An 18,995-nucleotide genomic window follows, 5' to 3' on the forward strand; every position below is an offset into this window, starting at 1 on the left:
GCTTATCCTTGGAATTCTTCAGGTGTCAGGGTTTTCATCGACAGCGCATGGATTTCCTCGCGCATGCGGTCGCCCAGCGCCGCATAGACGATCTGGTGGCGGGCGATCAAACGCTTGCCGGCAAACGCGGGCGAAACGATCACGGCCTGGAAATGCTGGCCATCGCCCTCCACTTCGAGGTGCGTGCATTCGAGGCCGGCCGACAGGTAGCCGTGGATCAGTTCTGGAGTGGTGGTCACGATAAGTCCTTGATATTGAATAATGTAGTGATGTGATGTGCCGCAATGAGTGTCGCAACTACTGACGCAAACGATAGCCGCTTTTCAGCAGGCGGATCGACGCCAGTGCCAGGATCACGAGGAAGCCGGCGACGATGGAAAGACTGAGCCAGGGGCTGACGTCGGATACGCCGAAGAAGCCGTAGCGGAAGCCGTCGATCATGTAAAAGAAGGGATTCAGGTGCGACACCGTCTGCCAGAACGGCGGCAGCGAATGGATCGAATAGAACACGCCCGACAAAAAGGTGGCCGGCATGATCAGGAAGTTCTGGAAGGCGGCCAACTGGTCGAATTTCTCGGCCCAGATGCCCGCGATCAGGCCCATGGTGCCCAGCATGGCGGCACCCAGGAAGGCGAAGATGACGATCCACAGGGGCGCGACAAACGACAGGTCGGCAAACCAGCAGGTAATGGCAAACACGCCAAAGCCCACGGCCAGGCCGCGTGCGACGGAAGCGAGTACATACGCCGAGAAGATTTCCCAGTGCGACAGGGGCGTCAAGAGCACGAACACCAGGTTGCCCGTGATCTTGGACTGGATCAGCGAGGACGAGGAATTGGCAAACGCGTTTTGCAGCACGCTCATCATCACCAGGCCGGGAATCAAAAAGGCCGTATAGCTGACGCCGGGGCTCGGCTCCACGCGGCCGTCGAGCACATGGCCGAACACCAGCAGGTACAGCATCGACGTGAGCACAGGCGCGGCCACGGTTTGCGTCGCCACTTTCCAGAAGCGCAGCGTCTCTTTGTAGACGAGGGTGCGAAATCCTGTCGAAATCATACGGTACCTTTATCCATGATCTGCAAGAAGATATCTTCCAGGTCGGCTTGTTGCAATTGCATTTCGTCGATCTCGACGCCCGCCTCACGCAGGCGCGCGAGGATTTTCTCGACTTCGCTGTATTCGTTGACGCGCAGGCTGAACTTGTTCGGCGCCTGCTGTTCTTCCGGGTGCAGCACCAGGTGCTGCAGGTCGGCAGGCAGGCTGCCATGTTTGAGGTGCACCTGCAGCTGCGAGCCGGCGATGCGGCGGATCAGGGCCGACATGGTGTCGAGCGCCACCACCTTGCCCGTCTTGAGCATGGCCACGCGCTGGCACATGGCTTGCGCTTCTTCCAGGTAGTGGGTGGTCAGGACGACCGTGTGACCACCTTCGCGGTTCAGGCGCGAGATGAACTTCCACAGGGTCTGGCGCAGTTCCACGTCGACGCCGGCCGTCGGCTCATCGAGCACAATGACGGGCGGCTTGTGCACCAGCGCCTGGGCGACGAGCACGCGGCGCTTCATGCCGCCGGACAGGGCGCGCATATTCGTGTCGGCCTTGCCGGTCAGGTCGAGGTTTTCCATGACCTCGTCGATCCACTTGTCGTTGTTCGGCAGGCCGAAATAGCCGGACTGCAGGCGCAGGGTTTCGCGCACGGTGAAAAACGGATCGAACACCAGCTCCTGCGGCACCACGCCGAGGTTGCGGCGCGCGTTGCGGAAGTCCTTGACCACATCGTGGCCGTGGATGTTGACAGAGCCCGCGTCGGGGCGTATCAGGCCGGCGATGATGGAAATGAGGGTCGTCTTGCCGGCGCCATTCGGGCCGAGCAAGCCGAAAAACTCGCCTTCCTCGATGGCCAGCGACACGCCGCCCAGCGCCTTGAGCGATTTATAGCTCTTTTCTACATTCGTGATTTGAATTGCGGTCATGTGCTTGTTTCAAGTGTAATGCGTCTGGTGTGATGCGCCAGTTGCCGGGGATATCCAGGCCGGTGCAGGGCGCCCCCGTCAGACGAGGATGGCGCAACAGTCAATTATAGTTGGAAAATTCGTGGAACACTTGGAGATCAATCCGGCGGCGCTGCTGGCCTGCCGGCTTGAAAGCTACTGCTGATGCGGGGAGTGGGACAGGATCAATGATGATGCAGGTCGGACGGGCTGCGTTCGGCGAGGCCGCCGGCGCTGCCGCAGTCGTCGGCGCTCAACGTGCTCGAGACGAGCGAGCAGACGCCATACAGCTTGGTGAGGTTTTTCAGGTTGTTCGGCAGGTTTTTCAGCTCCAGCACGGCGCCCGCATCCTGCGCGGCGCGCTGCCACGTCAGCATGACGGAAACGGCGGCCGAATCGACAGCCTTGACGTTGCGCAAGTCGAACTTGGTCTGACCCGAGCGGATGGCCTCCAGACCCTGCTCCAATGCCACAGTGGCATTGTGCACGGTCAGGGAAGTCAGGGACTGCAAAGTGTCGAGAGAGTCGGGCATGGCGTCGGGCTGCGCTGGTCTGGAGCTGGTTCAGGAGCTATATGATAGCCGATTATTTGGCTTTGACAGTGGGACGGCTGGCCAGGGCCTTGTTTTTCGCGGCCAGGGTCTTGATCAGGCCATCGATGCCGCCCTTGCTGATCTCGCTGGCAAAGCTGCTTTTATACGTTTCCACCAGCCACGCGCCCAGCACGTTGATGTCATAGATCTTCCAGCCGGACGGGGTTTTCGCCACGCGGTAGTTCAGGGGCACGGGTTCACCGCGCGCCATATTGACTTGCGAGCGCACTTCCACTTCCGTATCGCCAGGGTCGGCGCGCAGTGGCTTGAATTCCACAGTTTCATTCTTGATCTGCGACAGGGCGCCCGAATACGTGTAGATCAGCAAGGTGCGAAATTCCGCAGCCAGCTGCTTTTGCTGGTCCGGCGTGGCATCGCGCCAGAAGCGGCCGGCGGCCAGGGCCGTCATGCGCTGGAAATCCACATACGGCAAGATCTTGCTTTCCACCAATTCGGTGACGCGCTTGATATCGCCAGCCTGGATCGCCTTGTCGGCCTTGGCCGTGTCGATCACGTCCTGGCTGATGCGCTTGACCAATACATCCGGCGCTTCCGTAGCGGGGGCGGCCTGGGCGGCGGCGGCAAAGGCGATGGTCGCCATCGCCAGCAGTTGTTTCATCAATTTCATGGTTCTACCTTTCATGGTCTTGCTATGCACCGGCTGGCGCTGATCGCAGCCGTGGTGTTTCTGTACCGGAGTTTACTCCTGCGGCCTGGCCTCGGCGGCAACGGTATTGCTACCAGATGTTACGAGGTCCGCCGGCGCAACGTCGGCCGCAGCGGTGGCTGGTGGGGCTTCCACAGGGGGCGCATGGGGTTTCGCATCGTACTCCGGCGCATAATCGCTGCTGTCGTTTTTTGGCACTTTGCGGTCGCGGCGGTCCGTATCGCCATCGAAAACCTTGCTTTCGCGCGCCTGCAGGAAGCCGTCGCGGATGAATTCATAGCGGTCCAGCGCGGCCGCTTCCATCAGGTTGGTCGCGTCGAGCAACGCGGCGCGCTTGTCGACGACGCGCGTCACCGTGCCGATATTGCGCACCGAGACAGGGTCCTTGTAGCGCCATGGGTCGCCCGTGATATCGAGCGGCAGGGCCACCGTGTCGCGCACGGTCGATGGGCCCAGCAGCGGCAGCATCACGTACGGACCTGGCTGGACGCCATACCAGCCCAGGGTCTGGCCAAAGTCTTCGTTATGCTTCGGAATGCCCGCCTGCGAGGCGATGTCGATCAGGCCGAAGATGCCGAAGGTCGAGTTCATGCTGACGCGCACGACGTCTTGCAAGCCCGCCTCACCCTTGCCTTGCAGCAAGTTATTCACGGCGCTCCACACATCGGACAAGTTGCCGAAGAAGTTGCCCACGCCCGTTTGCACGAACGACGGCGTGACTTTCTTGTAGGCCGTGGCGACCGGTTTCAGGGCCGCCTGGTCGACGGTGTCGTTGAACTTGAACATGGCGCGGTTATACCCTTCGAGCGGGTCGCGCGGATTGGTGCCGGTGGCGCAAGCGCTCACGCTGGCGGCGATGGCCAGGGCCAGGCCGATACGCGCCAGGCTGCCTTGGGATTGTTTGGTCGACTCGCTCATTTGCTGTCCTTTCCTTCCGCTGCCTTGCTGTAGATGAACTGATTGATCAGGTCTTCCAGCACTGTGGCCGATTGAGTACGGGCGATCTTGTCACCCTCTGCCAGGTTCGCCAGATCCCCGCCTGCTTCCAGGCCGATATATTGCTCACCCAGCAAACCGGCCGTCAAAATCTTGGCCGAGCTGTCTTTCGGAAATTTGTAATCATCTTCGATGTCGAGTTTCACCAGCGCCTGGTAGGTCTTGTCGTCAAAGACGATTTCCGAGACCCGGCCCACCACCACGCCAGCGCCCTTGACGGGCGCCTGCGGCTTGAGACCGCCAATATTGTCGAACTTGGCGCTAATGGTATACGTCTTGCTGAAAGACAGCGAGCTCATATTGCCAGCCTTGAGCGCCAGAAACATCAATGCCGCCACACCCAGCAAGACGAACAAGCCGACCCAGACATCCATAGATTTACGTTGCATAAACAATCCTAAATTATTTTTACTTGCTGCCGCCTGCGCAACATCCTGCCCAGGCCCGCTGTTGTTCGCTGATCGGCAATTACTTGCTAAACATCAACGCCGTCATCATGAAATCGAGCCACCACACCATCAACGACGAAATCACCACCGTGCGCGTGGTCGCGCCGGAGACGTCTTCCGGCGTCGGCTCTGCCTGGTAACCCTGGAACAGCGCAATGAAGGTCACCGCAATACCGAACACCAGGCTCTTGATGGTGCCATTGCCCACTTCTTTCCAGACATCCACGCCGCCTTGCATCTGCGACCAGAACGAGCCTTCATCGACGCCGATCAGCACCACGCCGACCAGGTAGCTGCCGACGATGCCGACAGCCGTGAAGATGGCGCCCAGGATAGGCATGGCGATCACGCCGGCCCAGAAACGGGGCGCCAGCACGCGCTGGATCGGGTTCACGGCCATCATTTCCATGGCCGACAATTGCTCGCCCGCCTTCATCAGGCCGATTTCCGCCGTCAGCGAAGTGCCGGCACGGCCAGCGAACAGCAGCGCCGTGACGACCGGGCCCAGCTCGCGCGTCAGGGACAACGCTACCAGCAAGCCCAGCGACTGCTCGGCGCCATACGTGGTCAAGGTGTAATAACCTTGCAAACCCAGCACCATGCCGACAAACAGGCCCGAGACGGCGGTAATCACCAGCGAGCGGTTACCGATAAAAAACAGTTGCTCAATCACCAGACGCGGACGGCGCCACAGCCCGCCCGACGAGGCGATGATGATAAAAAACGAACGCACGGCAAAGCCCAGATCTTGTACCGACTTCCGCAACCATGCACCGATCGCCGCCAGGAAACGCGCGATCATCGGCTCGCTCCCGCGTGCAGGCCAAGGTCGTCGGCCAGCGACTTGCCCGGATAGTGGAACGGCACGGGGCCATCGGCCTCGGCATTGACAAACTGCTTGACGTACGGATGCGTTGACGCGGCCATCTCGGCCGGCGTGCCGTGCGCCACGATCTTGCCCGATGACAGAAAATAGACATAATCAGCGATGGCGAAACACTCCTTCACGTCGTGCGATACCAGGATAGACGTGGAACCCAGCGCATCGTTCAGATTGCGGATCAAATTGGCCGTCACGCCCATGGAAATCGGGTCCAGGCCGGCGAACGGCTCGTCGTACATGATCAGCTCGGGGTCAAGCGCGATGGCGCGCGCCAGCGCGACGCGCCGGCCCATGCCGCCCGAGATCTCGGCCGGCTTCAATTGCGCCGCGTTGCGCAGTCCCACGGCGTGCAGCTTCATCAGCACCAGGGTGCGGATCAGTTCTTCATTCAAGTCCGTGTGTTCGCGCAGGGGAAACGCCACGTTTTCAAACGCCGTCAAGTCCGTAAACAGGGCGCCGTGCTGGAACAGCATGCCCATCTTGCGGCGCAACTGGTATAACTCGTCGGTCTTGAGCGTATGCACGATCTGGCCGTCGATATTCACGGAACCTGAATTGGGGCGCAGCTGTCCGCCGATCAGGCGCAATACAGTCGTCTTGCCACTGCCGGAGCCACCCATGACGGCCACAACTTTTCCACGTGGGAAATCCATTTGAAGGCCCGATAAAATCGAACGTTCTCCATAGGCAAAGTGTAAATCACGGATCTCAACAAGATTTGGCACGACGAAGCTCACTATTTTAATGGCGTATTGTAGTGCAGAAACGCCAACCTCTGCTGAGACACCCCTTGGGACAGCCCCGTAAAGGGGAAGAATACAACACTAATGAATCGAAAGTCAGATATTGTAGTGGAAATTTGACCTGCGCATCGCGTCCTCATCCGATGGCGTTCACGGCTGTCAACTGGATCAGTAAAAATGAGAAAGGCCACGTCGCAATCCGCGCCGTGACCCTGTCAAAAAACGAACAATTGCTCGTTAATTAGCGTGGCAGCAGCGATACCCCCATCAGGAATTCATCGACGGCGCGCGCGCACTGGCGCCCTTCGCGGATCGCCCAGACCACCAGCGACTGGCCACGGCGCATGTCGCCAGCCGCAAACACCTTGGCCACCGAAGTCTGGTAGCAACCCTGGCCCTCCGCGCTGGCCTTGACGTTGCCGCGTGCATCCGTATCGACGCCAAACGCTTCCAGCACCTGTTGTACAGGGGAAACAAAACCCATGGCCAGGAAGACCAGGTCGGCCTTCATCTCGAATTCCGAGTTCGGCACTTCGCTCATCTTGCCGTCTTTCCATTCCACGCGGCAGGCGATCAGCTTTTCCACCTTGCCGCCCTTGCCTTCGAAACGCTTGGTAGCCACGGCCCAGTCGCGCTCGCAGCCTTCCTCGTGCGAGGACGAGGTGCGCAGCTTGGTCGGCCAGTATGGCCAGACCAGCGGCTTGTTTTCCTGTTCCGGCGGCTGCGGCATCAATTCGAACTGGGCCACCGAGGCGGCGCCATGGCGGTTCGAGGTGCCCACGCAGTCGGATCCCGTGTCGCCGCCGCCGATCACCACCACATGCTTGCCCGTCGCCTTGATCTGGTCCTTGAGCTTGTCGCCCGCGTTGACCTTGTTTTGCAGCGGCAGGAAATCCATGGCGAAGTGCACGCCTTTCAACTCGCGGCCCGGCACGGGCAAGTCGCGCGGCTGCTCGGCGCCGCCGGCCATGATGACGGCGTCAAATTCTTTTTCCAGGTCTTCCGGGAAAATGGTTTCCTTGGCCCAGTTGTTGACGTGGGCAGGGAAATCCTTGCCGACCAGCACGCTGGTACGGAAGACCACGCCTTCGGCTTCCATCTGTTTCACGCGCAAGTCGATGTGCGACTTTTCCATCTTGAAGTCGGGGATGCCATAACGCAACAAACCACCGACCCGGTCGCTCTTTTCAAATACCGTGACAGCATGGCCGGCGCGCGCCAGTTGCTGCGCCGCCGCCAGGCCGGCAGGGCCGGAACCGACGATGGCCACTTTCTTGCCCGTGCTGAAAGGGGCCGGCTGCGGCGTGACCCAGCCGTGCTCCCAGCCCATGTCGATGATTTTATGTTCGATCGACTTGATGCCGACCGGATCTTCGTGTATGCCCAGGGTGCAGGCTGATTCGCACGGCGCCGGGCAGATGCGGCCCGTAAATTCCGGGAAGTTGTTGGTCGAATGCAAGATGTCGAGCGCTTCGCGGTAAGCGCCGCGGTACACCAGGTCATTCCAGTCGGGAATGATGTTATTCACGGGACAACCCGTAGTGCAGAAGGGAATGCCGCAATCCATGCAGCGCGCGCCCTGCACGGTGGCTTGCGCGTCCGACAGGTGCAGCACGAATTCCTTGTAGTTCTTCAGGCGCGCGGCAGGCTCCAGATAGTGTTCGTCCTGGCGCTTGAATTCCATGAAGCCGGTAATTTTACCCACGATGTTTCCTTTGTATTTTTAGCTGGCGGGAGCGGCGCGGCCGCTCCCTTCACATTCATCTCGGCTGGCTCAGGCGGCGACGGCTTGTACTTCCATGGCGGCATCGGCAGCCATCTCGATCAGTGCGCGCTTGTATTCGTTCGGGAAGACTTTCACGAACTTGCCGCGCGCTGCGGCCCAGTCATCGAGCAAGACGCGGGCGCGCGTGCTGCCCGTGTGCTTGAAGTGACGCTCGATCAGGCGCTTGAGGATGACTTCGTCGGCTTCCGGCACGCCCTCGCGGTGCTGGGTATGCCAGGCATCACGGTCGAGATGCTGTTCCGCTGCGGACACGACCTTGTCCAGGCTGACCATGGCCGTGTTGCACTTGCTGGCAAAGTCGCCGGCCGGGTCATACACATAGGCGATGCCGCCCGACATGCCGGCCGCAAAGTTGCGTCCCGTATTGCCCAGCACCACCACCGTACCGCCCGTCATGTATTCGCAACCATGGTCGCCCAGGCCCTCGACCACCGTGGTGGCGCCCGAGTTGCGCACGGCAAAGCGTTCACCGGCCACGCCGTTGAAGAAGGCTTCGCCGGCAATCGCGCCGTACAGCACCGTGTTGCCGATGATGATGTTGTCCACGGCCCAGCCGCGGAATTCCGTATTTGGCCGCACGATGATGCGCCCGCCCGACAAGCCCTTGCCCACGTAATCGTTGCCCTCGCCCACCAGGTCGATGGTGATGCCGTGCGCCAGGAAGGCGCAGGCCGACTGGCCCGCCGTGCCTTGCAATTGAATGTGGATGGTGTCGTCCGGCAAGCCGGCGTGGCCATACTTCTTCGCCACTTCGCCGGACAGCATGGTGCCCACCGTGCGGTTCAGGTTGCGCACGGGCGAAATGAAGGACACGCGTTCGCCCTTTTCCAGCGCCGCGCGCGCTTGCGCGATCAGCTTGTGGTCGAGTGCTTTCTCCAGCGCATGATCCTGGAATTCCACGTGGCGGCAGGCCTGGCCATCCGGCGTTTCCGGCTTGTAGAAGATGGCCGAGAAGTCCAGGCCTTGCGCCTTCCAGTGCGAAATCGCCTTCGATTTGTCCAGCAAGTCGACGCGCCCGATCAGTTCGTCGTAGGTGCGGATGCCCAGCTGCGCCATCAATTGACGGGCTTCTTCGGCGACGAAGAAGAAGTAATTGACAACGTATTCCGGTTTGCCGGAGAACTTGGCGCGCAGCACGGGGTCTTGCGTGGCCACGCCCACGGGACAGGTGTTCAAGTGGCATTTGCGCATCATGATGCAGCCTTCGACCACCAGCGGCGCCGTGGCGAAACCGATTTCGTCGGCACCCAGCAGGGCGGCGATGACCACGTCGCGGCCCGTCTTCATCTGGCCATCGGCCTGTACGCGGATGCGGCTGCGCAAGCCATTCAAGACCAGTGTTTGTTGGGTCTCTGCCAGACCCAGCTCCCACGGCGTGCCCGCATGTTTCACGGACGACAATGGGGAAGCGCCCGTGCCGCCATCGTGGCCAGCGACGACCACGTGGTCGGCTTTCGCCTTGGTGACGCCGGCGGCCACCGTGCCGATGCCCACTTCCGACACCAGTTTCACGGAAATCGAGGCGCGCGGATTGGCGTTCTTCAAATCATGGATCAGCTGCGCCAGATCTTCGATCGAATAGATATCGTGGTGCGGCGGCGGCGAAATCAAGCCCACGCCCGGCACGGAGAAGCGCAGGCTGGCGATGTATTCGGAGACCTTATGGCCCGGCAACTGGCCGCCTTCGCCCGGTTTCGCGCCCTGCGCCATCTTGATCTGGATCTGGTCGGCGGAATTGAGGTAGGCAGCCGTCACGCCGAAACGTCCCGACGCCACCTGCTTGATGCGCGAGCGCATGGAATCGCCTTCCTGCAACGGAATATCGACGACGATCTGCTCGGCGCCCACGATGGAAGCCATGGTGTCGCCCTGGCGGATGGGGATGCCCTTCAATTCCTGCGTGTAGCGGTTCGGATCTTCGCCGCCCTCGCCCGTGTTCGACTTGCCGCCGATGCGGTTCATGGCGACGGCCAGGGTGGCGTGCGCTTCCGTGCTGATGGAACCGAGCGACATGGCGCCCGTGGCGAAGCGCTTGACGATTTCCTTGGCCGGTTCCACTTCGTCGAGCGGGATGGCCTTGGTCGGATCGAGCTTGAATTCGAACAGGCCGCGCAGGGTCAGGTGACGACGGCTCTGGTCATTGATGATTTGCGCGTACTCCTTATAGCTGGAGAAATTGTTGCTGCGCGTGGAGTGCTGCAGTTTCGCAATCGCATCCGGCGTCCACATGTGGTCTTCGCCGCGCACGCGGAATGCATATTCGCCACCCGCGTCGAGCTTATCCATCAGCACGGGATCGTTGCCGAAGGCCAGCGCATGCAGGCGCAGCGCTTCTTCCGCCACTTCAAACACGCCGATGCCTTCCACGTTCGAGGCCGTGCCCTTGAAGTATTTGTCCACCAGCGACTTGTTCAAGCCGATGGCTTCGAAGATTTGCGCGCCGCAGTAGGACATATACGTTGAAATGCCCATCTTCGACATGACTTTCATCAAGCCTTTGCCAACTGCCTTGGTGTAGTTATAAATAGCTTTGTCGGCCGACAAGTCACCGGGCAAGCCATGCGCCATCTCGGCCAGGGTTTCCATGGCCAGATACGGGTGGACGGCTTCCGCACCGTAGCCCGCGAGCAAGGCAAAGTGGTGCGTTTCGCGGGCCGAGCCCGTTTCCACCACGAGGCCGGTGGAGGCGCGCAAGCCCTTGCTCACCAGGTGCTGGTGCACGGTGGAGGTGGCCAGCAGCGCGGGGATCGCCACCTGGTCGGCGCAGATGGCGCGGTCCGAGACGATCAAAATATTGTGGCCGGACTTGACGGCATCGACCGCTTCCGCGCACAGCGAGGCCAGGCAGGCTTCCACGCCTTCTTTGCCCCAGGCCAGCGGGTAGCAGATGTCGAGTTCATACGACTTGAACTTGCCACCCGTGTGGGCGCTGATATTGCGCAGACGCGCCATGTCGTCAAAGCCCAGCACGGGCTGCGCCACTTCCAGGCGCATCGGCGGGTTGACGTTGTTGGTATCGAGCAAGTTCGGTTTCGGGCCGATGAACGACACCAGCGACATCACCATCGCTTCGCGGATCGGGTCGATCGGCGGATTCGTCACTTGCGCAAACAGCTGCTTGAAGTAGTTATACAGCGGTTTCAATTTGTTTGACATGACGGCCAGCGGCGAGTCATTGCCCATCGAACCCGTTGCCTCTTCGCCGGCCACGGCCATCGGCGCCATGAGGAATTTCAAGTCTTCCTGCGTGTAGCCGAACGCCTGCTGGCGGTCCAGCAGCGATGGCTGGGCTTTTTCGCCCTGGGCGCGGTCTTGCTTGGCCTGTCCTTCGGCCAGCTTGATCTCGTCGAGCTTGATGCGCACCGAGTTGATCCACGCTTTATACGGCTTGGCGTTGGCGTAGGTGTTTTTCAGCTCCTGGTCGTCGATGATGCGGCCCGCTTCCAGGTCGATCAGGAACATCTTGCCAGGCTGCAAGCGCCATTTCTGGATGATTTTCGATTCGGGAATCGGCAGCACGCCCGATTCCGACGCCATCACCACCAGGTCGTCGTCCGTGACGATGTAGCGCGCCGGACGCAAGCCATTGCGGTCCAGGGTGCCGCCGATGTGGCGGCCATCCGTAAATGCCATGGCGGCGGGGCCGTCCCACGGTTCCATCATGGCCGCGTGGTATTCATAGAAGGCGCGGCGGTTGTCATCCATGGTCGTGTGGTTTTCCCACGCTTCAGGAATCATCATCATCATCGCCTGGGCGATAGGGTAGCCGGCCATCAGCAGCAGTTCCAGCGCATTGTCGAAGCACGCCGTGTCGGACTGGCCTTCATAGATCAACGGAAAGAGTTTCTGCAGGTCGTCGCCCAGCACGGCCGACTTCATCACGCCTTCGCGCGCGCGCATCCAGTTGAAGTTGCCTTTCACCGTGTTGATCTCGCCGTTATGGGCGATCAAACGGTACGGGTGGGCCAGCGGCCATTCGGGGAAGGTATTCGTCGAGAAACGCTGGTGCACCAGGGCCAGGGCCGAGATGCAGCGCGCATCCTGCAAGTCCTTGTAATACACGCCCACCTGGTCGGCCAGCAGCAAGCCCTTGTACACAATGGTGCGCGCCGACATCGATGGCACGAAGAATTCCTTGCCGTGCAGCAGTTTCAAGGCCTGGATGGCGTGGCCCGACGATTTGCGGATCACATACAGTTTGCGCTCGAGCGCGTCGGTAACCATGATGTCCGGACCGCGGCCGATGAAGATTTGGCGGATGACCGGTTCCTTGGCGCGCACGGTGGGCGACATCGGCATGTCCGTATCGATGGGCACGTTGCGCCAACCCAGCACGACCTGGCCTTCGATGCGCACGGCGCGTTCGATTTCCTGCTCGCAGGCGATGCGCGATGCGTGTTCCTTCGGCAGGAAGACCATGCCCACGCCGTATTCGCCAGGCGGCGGCAATTCCACACCCTGCTTGGCCATTTCTTCGCGATAGTACTGGTCGGGAATCTGGATCAGGATGCCGGCGCCATCGCCCATCAGCGCATCGGCGCCCACGGCGCCACGGTGATCGAGGTTTTTCAGTATCAGCAAACCCTGTTCGACGATCGAATGGGTCTTGTTGCCCTTGATATGGGCGACGAAACCGACGCCGCAGGCATCGTGTTCATTGGCTGGGTCGTACAGGCCTTGCGCTTTCATGGACTTCTCCGCTGCAGTGAGTATCGAAAAACTAGAGTAGTGCAACGCAACAAAAAATTCAACCACAACAATTAGGGTCGGAGTCGAATTAAATCCGATTATTCCGCTATAAAAATTTAATAGGGACATAGTCGAAACGATGTCAATAAAGCGTCAGAAAGAAGCCATTTTTTGTTTTAAATGCGAACGCTTTTCAATTGCTATCCCTTGCGGCCACGATTTTGCGGGGACGGCCCCGCTTGGCAGGCAGCACTTGCCGCTGCATTTTCCGTTCCAGCGCCTGCTTGAACGGCTCGGAACCCAGCGGCCAACCCTTCAATACAGCCTCTTCCAGCACCTTAACCTGGCTGCTGCCCAGGCCTTGCTCGAACAGGCGCAGATAAGCCGCCTCGCGGTCGAAGGGCGTATTGCCCAGCGCCCAGTACAGCGCGTGGTCGGTGATGAGGGGATCGGGGCGCACACCCGCATGGTGGGCATAACTGGACCATGCATGGTCCAGTGCCTGGCCCACCACACCCGTTTGCACGGGCACGCACTCCAGGTAGCGGCAGCAAGTGAGCAAGAAATTGTCGGGATCGATGACGGAGGTTTTGTAGCGTCCCTGCCACAAAGCCCCTACACGGCCGTATTTATGATTGAAATACGGCACGTAATAGCGCCCCAGCCACTGCATCAGCTGTCCCAGGCCCGTGGCATCACTGGGGGTCGCCAATAAATGTAGCTGATCTGGCAATAAAACATAGGCGTGGATGGCCACCTTGAACATTTTCGCGCCCGTTTTCAACCAGGACAAGCATTGCGCGTAGTCGGACGCGTCCTGGAACACCGGCTGGCGGTTGCTGCCGCGCTGGATCACGTAATGGGGCAGTGCTGGAATGATGAGGCGAGGCAAACGGGCCATGACAGAATCGCAAAAGAAGGCTAAGGCCTTGATTTTACACAGTTGTGCGCACAAAACGCGACTCTGACCCTGTTTTATTGAAAATGTGGGGAAAAACGATGGACTCTGCCCCTTTTATGCAGCCACCCCGCTTGCGGGTGGCTGGCATCGCGTATCAGGACAGATTAAAACTGGCCGACAGGCTGTAGCCCTCGCCATACGCGCTGCGTAGCGGCAAGTCCTGGCCCAGGCCCGTCTTGGCTTTCTTGCGCAGACGGTACACGAGCATGTCGACCCTGCGGCCCGCATCGGGGTCTTCGCCGCCCATGCCGGCCACAATGACGTCGCGCGGCACGGGGCGGGTATTGATGGTCAAGAGGTGCAGGAAGTTGAATTCCTTTTCCGTCAGGGCAATGACGGCGCCCATCAGCTCAAGTTGGCGGGCGCTTACTTTCAAGGTCCACTTGCCCGGCTCGGGCACGGGATCTTGCGGCCCCACGCGGCGGTCGAGCGCCTCGATGTGGGCGGCCAGTTCGGGGAATTTGATCGGCTTGGTCAGGTAATGGTCGGCGCCCAGGCGCAAGCCCAGGATGCGGCTGTCGAAAGCGACACGGCCCGTCAGCACCAGCACGCCGATTTGCGGATACAGCTGGCGCATGCGGGGGATGACGTTGAAGCCGTCTTCGTCAGGCAAGCCCAAGTCCAGCACGACCACGCCGACATTGCCATGACTCAACGCCGTCCACATCCCGCCAGCGGAGCTGGTGATATGGACTTCATGTTCGAGCTCAACGAGAAACTCCGCCATGTCTTCGGCGTACTCCAGATTGTCTTCGACGATCAGTATTTTCGTCATTGCAACGCCATTCTTCCGTTAGTGAGCTACCGTGGGCAAACCATGCCATTCACTTCTGCACCATGATGGACGGCACAATAGGTTTACGTCAAGGAATTATCACGGTTGCCTTCAGCGGAAGCAAGGCTTTTCCTTGTCTAGACAGGAAGCGGCAGCCAAATGCGGAAAAGCGCCCCGCCTTCGGGCAGATTATGCCCTTGCAAACTCCCGCCATGCACCTCGACGACGGCGCGCGCCATGTACAGGCCCAGGCCCGCACCGGGATGCGTGGCATAGCTTCCACGGCTTCCTTTTTCAAACAATTGCGCCAGCTCTTCTTCCCGCAAGCCGGGCCCCGCATCGCGCACGCACAGGGCCACGCCCCCCTCGGGCACCAGCTTGCCCGACACGGTGATGGGACTGCCCGGCGGGCTGAACTTGACGGCGTTATCGAGCAGGATTTTCAGGCATAAGGCCATGCCGGGCACGTCGCAGCGCAGCCTGGCCGGCAAGTCCTCGTCGAGGTCCAGCTGCACCGGGTGGCTGGCGGGCACGGTGGCGGCCGCCTGCTGCAGCAAGGCCAGCGGCGCGATGCCGTCGGCGGCCCGCTCGCGGCCAAGCGCCGCCATGCGTTCAGGCGATAAATAGTCGGCGATCATGGCCAACAAACGGTCGACGGCCGTCTGGATTTTCACATAGCGCTTGCGGGTAGCCTCGTCCGCATCTTTCGATGTCGAGACGAGGCGCTGGATGGCGCCATCGATGGTCGCCAGCGGCGTGCGGAATTCATGCGACAGCATCGAGGCGAAGCGCTTTTGCTCCTTTTCCCGCTCCGCTTCCTGCGCCTGGGCGGCACTGACGTCGCGTACCGTGCCCACCAGCGTGACGCCGCGCCCCATCGCCGCCGCAGCCGGCACAATGGTCGAGCTGATTTCCAGCGCCAGCAAATGCCCGTCGGCATGCGGCAGTTCCACTTCGCGCAACAGTGTCAAGCGGCTGACGTCGCCAGCGCGCCAGCGCTGCAACCGGGCCGGCAGGTCTTGCGCCAGGCGCGCCGCGTGCGCGCGCAAGGCGGGCAAGTCGTGGCCCGTCAGGCGTTGCGCGGCGGGGCTGATGTAGAGCAATTCGAGGCTGGTGGCGTCGAACAGAAAGGCCGCATCGCGGCCGTGCTCGGCCAGCAGGCGGAACCGCGCTTCGCCCGCCCGCGCGCGCAGCAGGGCGCGGCGCAACTGGACGAAACGCAGCGCCATGAGGATGACGCCGGCAAGTAGCAAGAGGAAAAAGGGCAGCATGCTTTATACCTGGCAAGAAAGAATCGCCAAGTATAGGCCCAGCGGCCCCCTTAATCTTCCAGTGGAGCGAAAATCTGCTGCAAGTCTTCCTGCGTGAGCGCCATCTTCTGCGCTTCGCCTTCGGCCAGGATCGATTGCGCCAGCTCCGATTTTTTTTGCTGCAGCAACTGGATTTTTTCTTCCAGGGTGCCCTTGGCGATCAGCTTGTACACGAACACGGGCTTGTCCTGGCCGATGCGCCAGGCGCGGTCCGTGGCCTGGTTTTCCGCTGCCGGATTCCACCACGGGTCGTAGTGGATCACCGTGTCGGCCGCCGTCAGGTTCAAGCCCACGCCACCCGCTTTCAAGCTGATCAGGAAGATGGGCACGGCGCCTTGCTGGAAGGCCGCCACTTGCGCGCCCCGGTCCTTCGTTTCGCCCGTCAGCAAGGCGTAGGGAATGTCGCGCGATTCCAGCTCTTCCTCGATCAATTCCAGCATGCTGGTAAATTGCGAGAAGACGAGGATCTTGCGCCCTTCGTCGAGCAAGTCTTCCACCATCTGCATCAGGTCGAGCAGCTTGGCCGAACCGGCCGACTGCTTCTTCGCCGGCAAGGATTTCACCAGGCGCGGGTCGCAGCAGACCTGGCGCAGTTTCAACAGCGCTTCGAGGATGACGATCTGGCTGCGCGCCACGCCCTTCTTGTCGATTTCTTCGCGTACTTTTTGATCCATCGCAAGACGCACGGTTTCATACAGGTCGCGCTGCGGCCCCGTCAGCTCCACCTTGCGCACCATTTCCGTCTTCGGCGGCAGCTCTTTGGCCACATTGTCCTTCGTGCGGCGCAGCAGGAAGGGCTTGATGCGGCGGTTCAGCAGCATGCGGCGCAGTGGGTCGTCCTGGCGCTCGATCGGGTGGCGGAACTGCGTGTTAAACGTCTTCTCGTCGCCCAGCAAGCCCGGCAGCAGGAAGTGGAATTGCGACCACAATTCGCCCAGGTGGTTTTCCAGCGGCGTGCCGGACAAACACAGGCGGTGGCGCGCGCGCAACAGGCCCGCGCTTTGCGCCGCCTTGCTGCGCGTATTCTTGATGTAGTGCGATTCATCGAGGATGACCAGGTGGAAATCGTGCTCGCGCAGGGTTTCCTCGTCGCGCGGCAACAGGGCGTAAGTCGTCAGCACCAGGTCGCATTGATCGATCTGGTCGAATTGCTGGGCGCGGTCCTTGCCTTGCAACAGCAACACTTTCAGGCTGGGCGCAAATTTTGCCGCCTCGTCCTGCCAGTTGCCCATCAAACTGGTCGGTGCGATGACCAGCGCCGGATGCGTCAAACGGCCCGCTTCCTTTTCCACCAGGATATGCGCCAAGGTTTGCACGGTCTTGCCCAGGCCCATGTCATCGGCCAGGATGCCGGCCAGGTCGTGGTCGCGCAGGAATTGCATCCACGCCAGGCCATCGGCCTGGTAATCGCGCAGGGTGGCTTGCAAGCCGGCTGGCGCCGCCACTTTTTGCACGGAACCGAACTGGCTCAGCTTGCGGCCCATGGCGCGCAATTGCTCGCCGCCCGTCCAGCGTAGTTCCAAGCCCCGCGCCAGTTCTTCCAGGCGCGCCGCATCCAGGGTCGACATGCGCACCGCATGTTTGATCTTGTCGCTGAAGTAGAGTTCCCCCAGGGTGTTCAAGATGGGGCGCACGCGCCCCCACGGCAGGGCGACGCGCGTGCCGTCGGGCAAGGTTGCCAGCATCTGGTCATCATCGGCATGCGCCTCGATGACTTTCGGGTTGAAATCGTTGGGCGCGCTGCGGATCAGCTGCACCAGCACGGGCAGCAGCGGCACTCTTTCCTGGTTGACGACGATGCCCAGTTCCAGCTCGAACCAGGCGTTGCCGCTGTCCGGATCCTGGTCGTCGATCTCCGCATACCAGTCACCGACCTCGCTCACGTCGTAGCGGTACTTGGCCGTTTTTTCCACGATCCAGCCCTGCTCCAGCAAGGCTTCGATGCCGGACTCGGCAAAACGCAGCCAGTCCGCCTGGGAAGACAGTTGCAAGGCGCCCTTCAAGCCGCTCAAGGGAGCGGAGCCCGGCTTCTTGAATTGCAGCTCGGCCAGGGTGGCCAGGGCGCGCGCTTCATCGAGCGTATTTCTCTGGATAATTTCCGTCACCTCGCCCACTTGCCGCACCACGCGCTGCGACGGGTCGAACGCGACGCGCTCGCCATCGTAGTCGTAGGACAGCACGGCGAAATCGCTCCAGCGCTGTGCGCTGCCATCGGCCAGCATGGCGCTGTCCATCAGCAAGACCGCTTGTGCGGGCACGTCCTTGCGCAAGCGCTGCGGCAACGGTTGCGGCAGCGGCATCAAATGCTGCAAGCCTTGCGCCAGCAGCAGTTGCGACACGCGCACCTTGTCGTTCGCATTCAGCGGTGGCGCCTGCGCCACCAGCGCTTGCAGGTCGGCCAGGGAAATGTCGGAGCCGCCCTGGTTCAGTTCCAGCACGCCGCACGACAGGTTGTCGATGTACCACGGCGGATCGGTAGGCAGCATGTAATCGATCTGGTCGGCGCCATGGTGCTTCACGCCTTCCGGCGGGTCCACTTGCCAGCCCAGGCGCATGGTCTTGCCTTCGTCGCGCCAGAACAGGCGCGCGGGACGCACCGGACCTTCTTTCAAGGGATACACGAGGCCATTGCCCACATCGGCCCAGGAATTGGCCCACAACAGCTTGTCTTGCTCGGCCAGCATTTTCAGCAGGGCCGCGCCCACCTTGCCCTTCGGCTCCGTGGCGCTGCCCGTCTGCGAATTCTGTCCGCTGCGCATGGCCACGAAGAAACGCACGAGGTCTTCGTCGGCCGGCGTCAAAAAGGTGGGCGGTGCCGACAGCAGGGAAAAAATTTCGCTGATGGGAGAAGCCGCTGCCACATCGCCATTCGGCCGCAGCCGCGCCTTGTACAGGCACAAGGCCACGTGGCGGCCGCCGCTGGTGGGCGCCAGCACGTAGATCAATCGATGCTGGTTGAGTTTGGGGTCCGGTTCGGCAATGCTCAGCACAGCCTTCGGATGGGCTGCAGCCTCCACCCGCTGCAGCCAGGTGGCGACGGCATACGGCAAAGGCGCTCCCGGCGCGCTGGCCGGGGCAGCTGGGGTTTCACTGGTTTCGTCGCGGGTAAAATCCATGGGGCGCATTTTTGTGTAAAGGTCGTATCCAAATCG

General features: G+C 61.1%; 15 protein-coding genes. All 15 read right to left on the reverse strand.

Translation table 11 applies throughout. The features are described 5' to 3' along the window. Positions 1-2 precede the first annotated feature (2 nt). The gene (locus tag CSZ94_RS07870) at positions 3-239 is read right to left on the reverse strand and encodes a BolA family protein (protein WP_010402134.1); all 237 of its coding nucleotides are present in this window, start codon (positions 237-239) and stop codon (positions 3-5) included. 58 nt (positions 240-297) lie between these two features. After that, positions 298-1,059 (reverse strand): ABC transporter permease, encoded by a 762-nt coding sequence (locus CSZ94_RS07875; protein WP_102121003.1) that lies wholly within the window; start codon positions 1,057-1,059, stop codon positions 298-300. Beyond that, positions 1,056-1,973: an ABC transporter ATP-binding protein gene (locus CSZ94_RS07880; protein ID WP_102121004.1), complete on the reverse strand. Its 918-nt coding sequence runs from the start codon at positions 1,971-1,973 to the stop codon at positions 1,056-1,058. Before CSZ94_RS07880 ends, CSZ94_RS07875 begins: the two co-directional genes overlap by 4 nt. Before the next feature lie 203 nt (positions 1,974-2,176). After that, positions 2,177-2,524 carry an STAS domain-containing protein gene (locus tag CSZ94_RS07885; RefSeq protein ID WP_102121005.1) on the reverse strand — a complete coding sequence of 116 codons (348 nt, stop codon included), beginning with the start codon at positions 2,522-2,524 and terminating at the stop codon, positions 2,177-2,179. Between the two features lie 52 nt (positions 2,525-2,576). Next, a complete protein-coding gene (locus tag CSZ94_RS07890) occupies positions 2,577-3,212 on the reverse strand; it encodes an MlaC/ttg2D family ABC transporter substrate-binding protein (protein WP_102121006.1) in 636 nt (211 codons plus the stop codon). A gap of 72 nt (positions 3,213-3,284) precedes the next feature. After that, positions 3,285-4,169: an MlaA family lipoprotein gene (locus tag CSZ94_RS07895; RefSeq protein WP_102121007.1), complete on the reverse strand. Its 885-nt coding sequence runs from the start codon at positions 4,167-4,169 to the stop codon at positions 3,285-3,287. Continuing rightward, a complete protein-coding gene (mlaD, locus tag CSZ94_RS07900; RefSeq protein WP_102121008.1) occupies positions 4,166-4,636 on the reverse strand; it encodes an outer membrane lipid asymmetry maintenance protein MlaD in 471 nt (156 codons plus the stop codon). The genes CSZ94_RS07895 and mlaD overlap by 4 nt, the downstream gene beginning before the upstream one ends. 79 nt (positions 4,637-4,715) lie before the next feature. Further along, positions 4,716-5,498 carry a lipid asymmetry maintenance ABC transporter permease subunit MlaE gene (mlaE, locus tag CSZ94_RS07905; RefSeq protein ID WP_102121009.1) on the reverse strand — a complete coding sequence of 261 codons (783 nt, stop codon included), beginning with the start codon at positions 5,496-5,498 and terminating at the stop codon, positions 4,716-4,718. Beyond that, positions 5,495-6,304, reverse strand: coding sequence for an ABC transporter ATP-binding protein (locus CSZ94_RS07910; RefSeq protein WP_102121029.1), 810 nt, complete (start codon positions 6,302-6,304; stop codon positions 5,495-5,497). Before CSZ94_RS07910 ends, mlaE begins: the two co-directional genes overlap by 4 nt. A 259-nt stretch (positions 6,305-6,563) precedes the next feature. Then, a complete protein-coding gene (locus CSZ94_RS07915) occupies positions 6,564-8,027 on the reverse strand; it encodes a glutamate synthase subunit beta (protein WP_102121010.1) in 1,464 nt (487 codons plus the stop codon). Positions 8,028-8,096: 69 nt separating this feature from the next. Further along, positions 8,097-12,797: a glutamate synthase-related protein gene (locus tag CSZ94_RS07920; protein ID WP_102121011.1), complete on the reverse strand. Its 4,701-nt coding sequence runs from the start codon at positions 12,795-12,797 to the stop codon at positions 8,097-8,099. A gap of 193 nt (positions 12,798-12,990) precedes the next feature. Continuing rightward, complete coding sequence (locus CSZ94_RS07925; protein ID WP_102121012.1) at positions 12,991-13,698, reverse strand: transposase; 708 nt, start codon at positions 13,696-13,698, stop codon at positions 12,991-12,993. Positions 13,699-13,852: 154 nt separating this feature from the next. After that, complete coding sequence (locus tag CSZ94_RS07930; RefSeq protein WP_099761503.1) at positions 13,853-14,533, reverse strand: response regulator transcription factor; 681 nt, start codon at positions 14,531-14,533, stop codon at positions 13,853-13,855. Positions 14,534-14,670: 137 nt separating this feature from the next. Continuing rightward, complete coding sequence (locus tag CSZ94_RS07935; protein ID WP_102121013.1) at positions 14,671-15,804, reverse strand: PAS domain-containing sensor histidine kinase; 1,134 nt, start codon at positions 15,802-15,804, stop codon at positions 14,671-14,673. Positions 15,805-15,854: 50 nt separating this feature from the next. Continuing rightward, complete coding sequence (locus tag CSZ94_RS07940) at positions 15,855-18,959, reverse strand: DEAD/DEAH box helicase (protein ID WP_102121014.1); 3,105 nt, start codon at positions 18,957-18,959, stop codon at positions 15,855-15,857. Between the last annotated feature and the right edge of the window lie 36 nt (positions 18,960-18,995).

The organism is Janthinobacterium sp. ROICE36, from assembly GCF_002869965.1.
In the GTDB taxonomy this organism is placed as follows: Bacteria; Pseudomonadota; Gammaproteobacteria; order Burkholderiales; family Burkholderiaceae_D; genus Janthinobacterium.

Coding starts and splice junctions, on each gene's coding strand:
- CSZ94_RS07875 (WP_102121003.1), bottom strand. CDS start 1,059: ATGATTTCGACAGGATTTCGCACCCTCGTCTACAAAGAGACGCTGCGC.
- CSZ94_RS07880 (WP_102121004.1), bottom strand. CDS start 1,973: ATGACCGCAATTCAAATCACGAATGTAGAAAAGAGCTATAAATCGCTC.
- CSZ94_RS07885 (WP_102121005.1), bottom strand. CDS start 2,524: ATGCCCGACTCTCTCGACACTTTGCAGTCCCTGACTTCCCTGACCGTG.
- CSZ94_RS07890 (WP_102121006.1), bottom strand. CDS start 3,212: ATGAAATTGATGAAACAACTGCTGGCGATGGCGACCATCGCCTTTGCC.
- CSZ94_RS07895 (WP_102121007.1), bottom strand. CDS start 4,169: ATGAGCGAGTCGACCAAACAATCCCAAGGCAGCCTGGCGCGTATCGGC.
- mlaD (WP_102121008.1), bottom strand. CDS start 4,636: ATGCAACGTAAATCTATGGATGTCTGGGTCGGCTTGTTCGTCTTGCTG.
- mlaE (WP_102121009.1), bottom strand. CDS start 5,498: ATGATCGCGCGTTTCCTGGCGGCGATCGGTGCATGGTTGCGGAAGTCG.
- CSZ94_RS07920 (WP_102121011.1), bottom strand. CDS start 12,797: ATGAAAGCGCAAGGCCTGTACGACCCAGCCAATGAACACGATGCCTGC.
- CSZ94_RS07925 (WP_102121012.1), bottom strand. CDS start 13,698: ATGGCCCGTTTGCCTCGCCTCATCATTCCAGCACTGCCCCATTACGTG.
- CSZ94_RS07930 (WP_099761503.1), bottom strand. CDS start 14,533: ATGACGAAAATACTGATCGTCGAAGACAATCTGGAGTACGCCGAAGAC.
- CSZ94_RS07935 (WP_102121013.1), bottom strand. CDS start 15,804: ATGCTGCCCTTTTTCCTCTTGCTACTTGCCGGCGTCATCCTCATGGCG.
- CSZ94_RS07940 (WP_102121014.1), bottom strand. CDS start 18,959: ATGGATTTTACCCGCGACGAAACCAGTGAAACCCCAGCTGCCCCGGCC.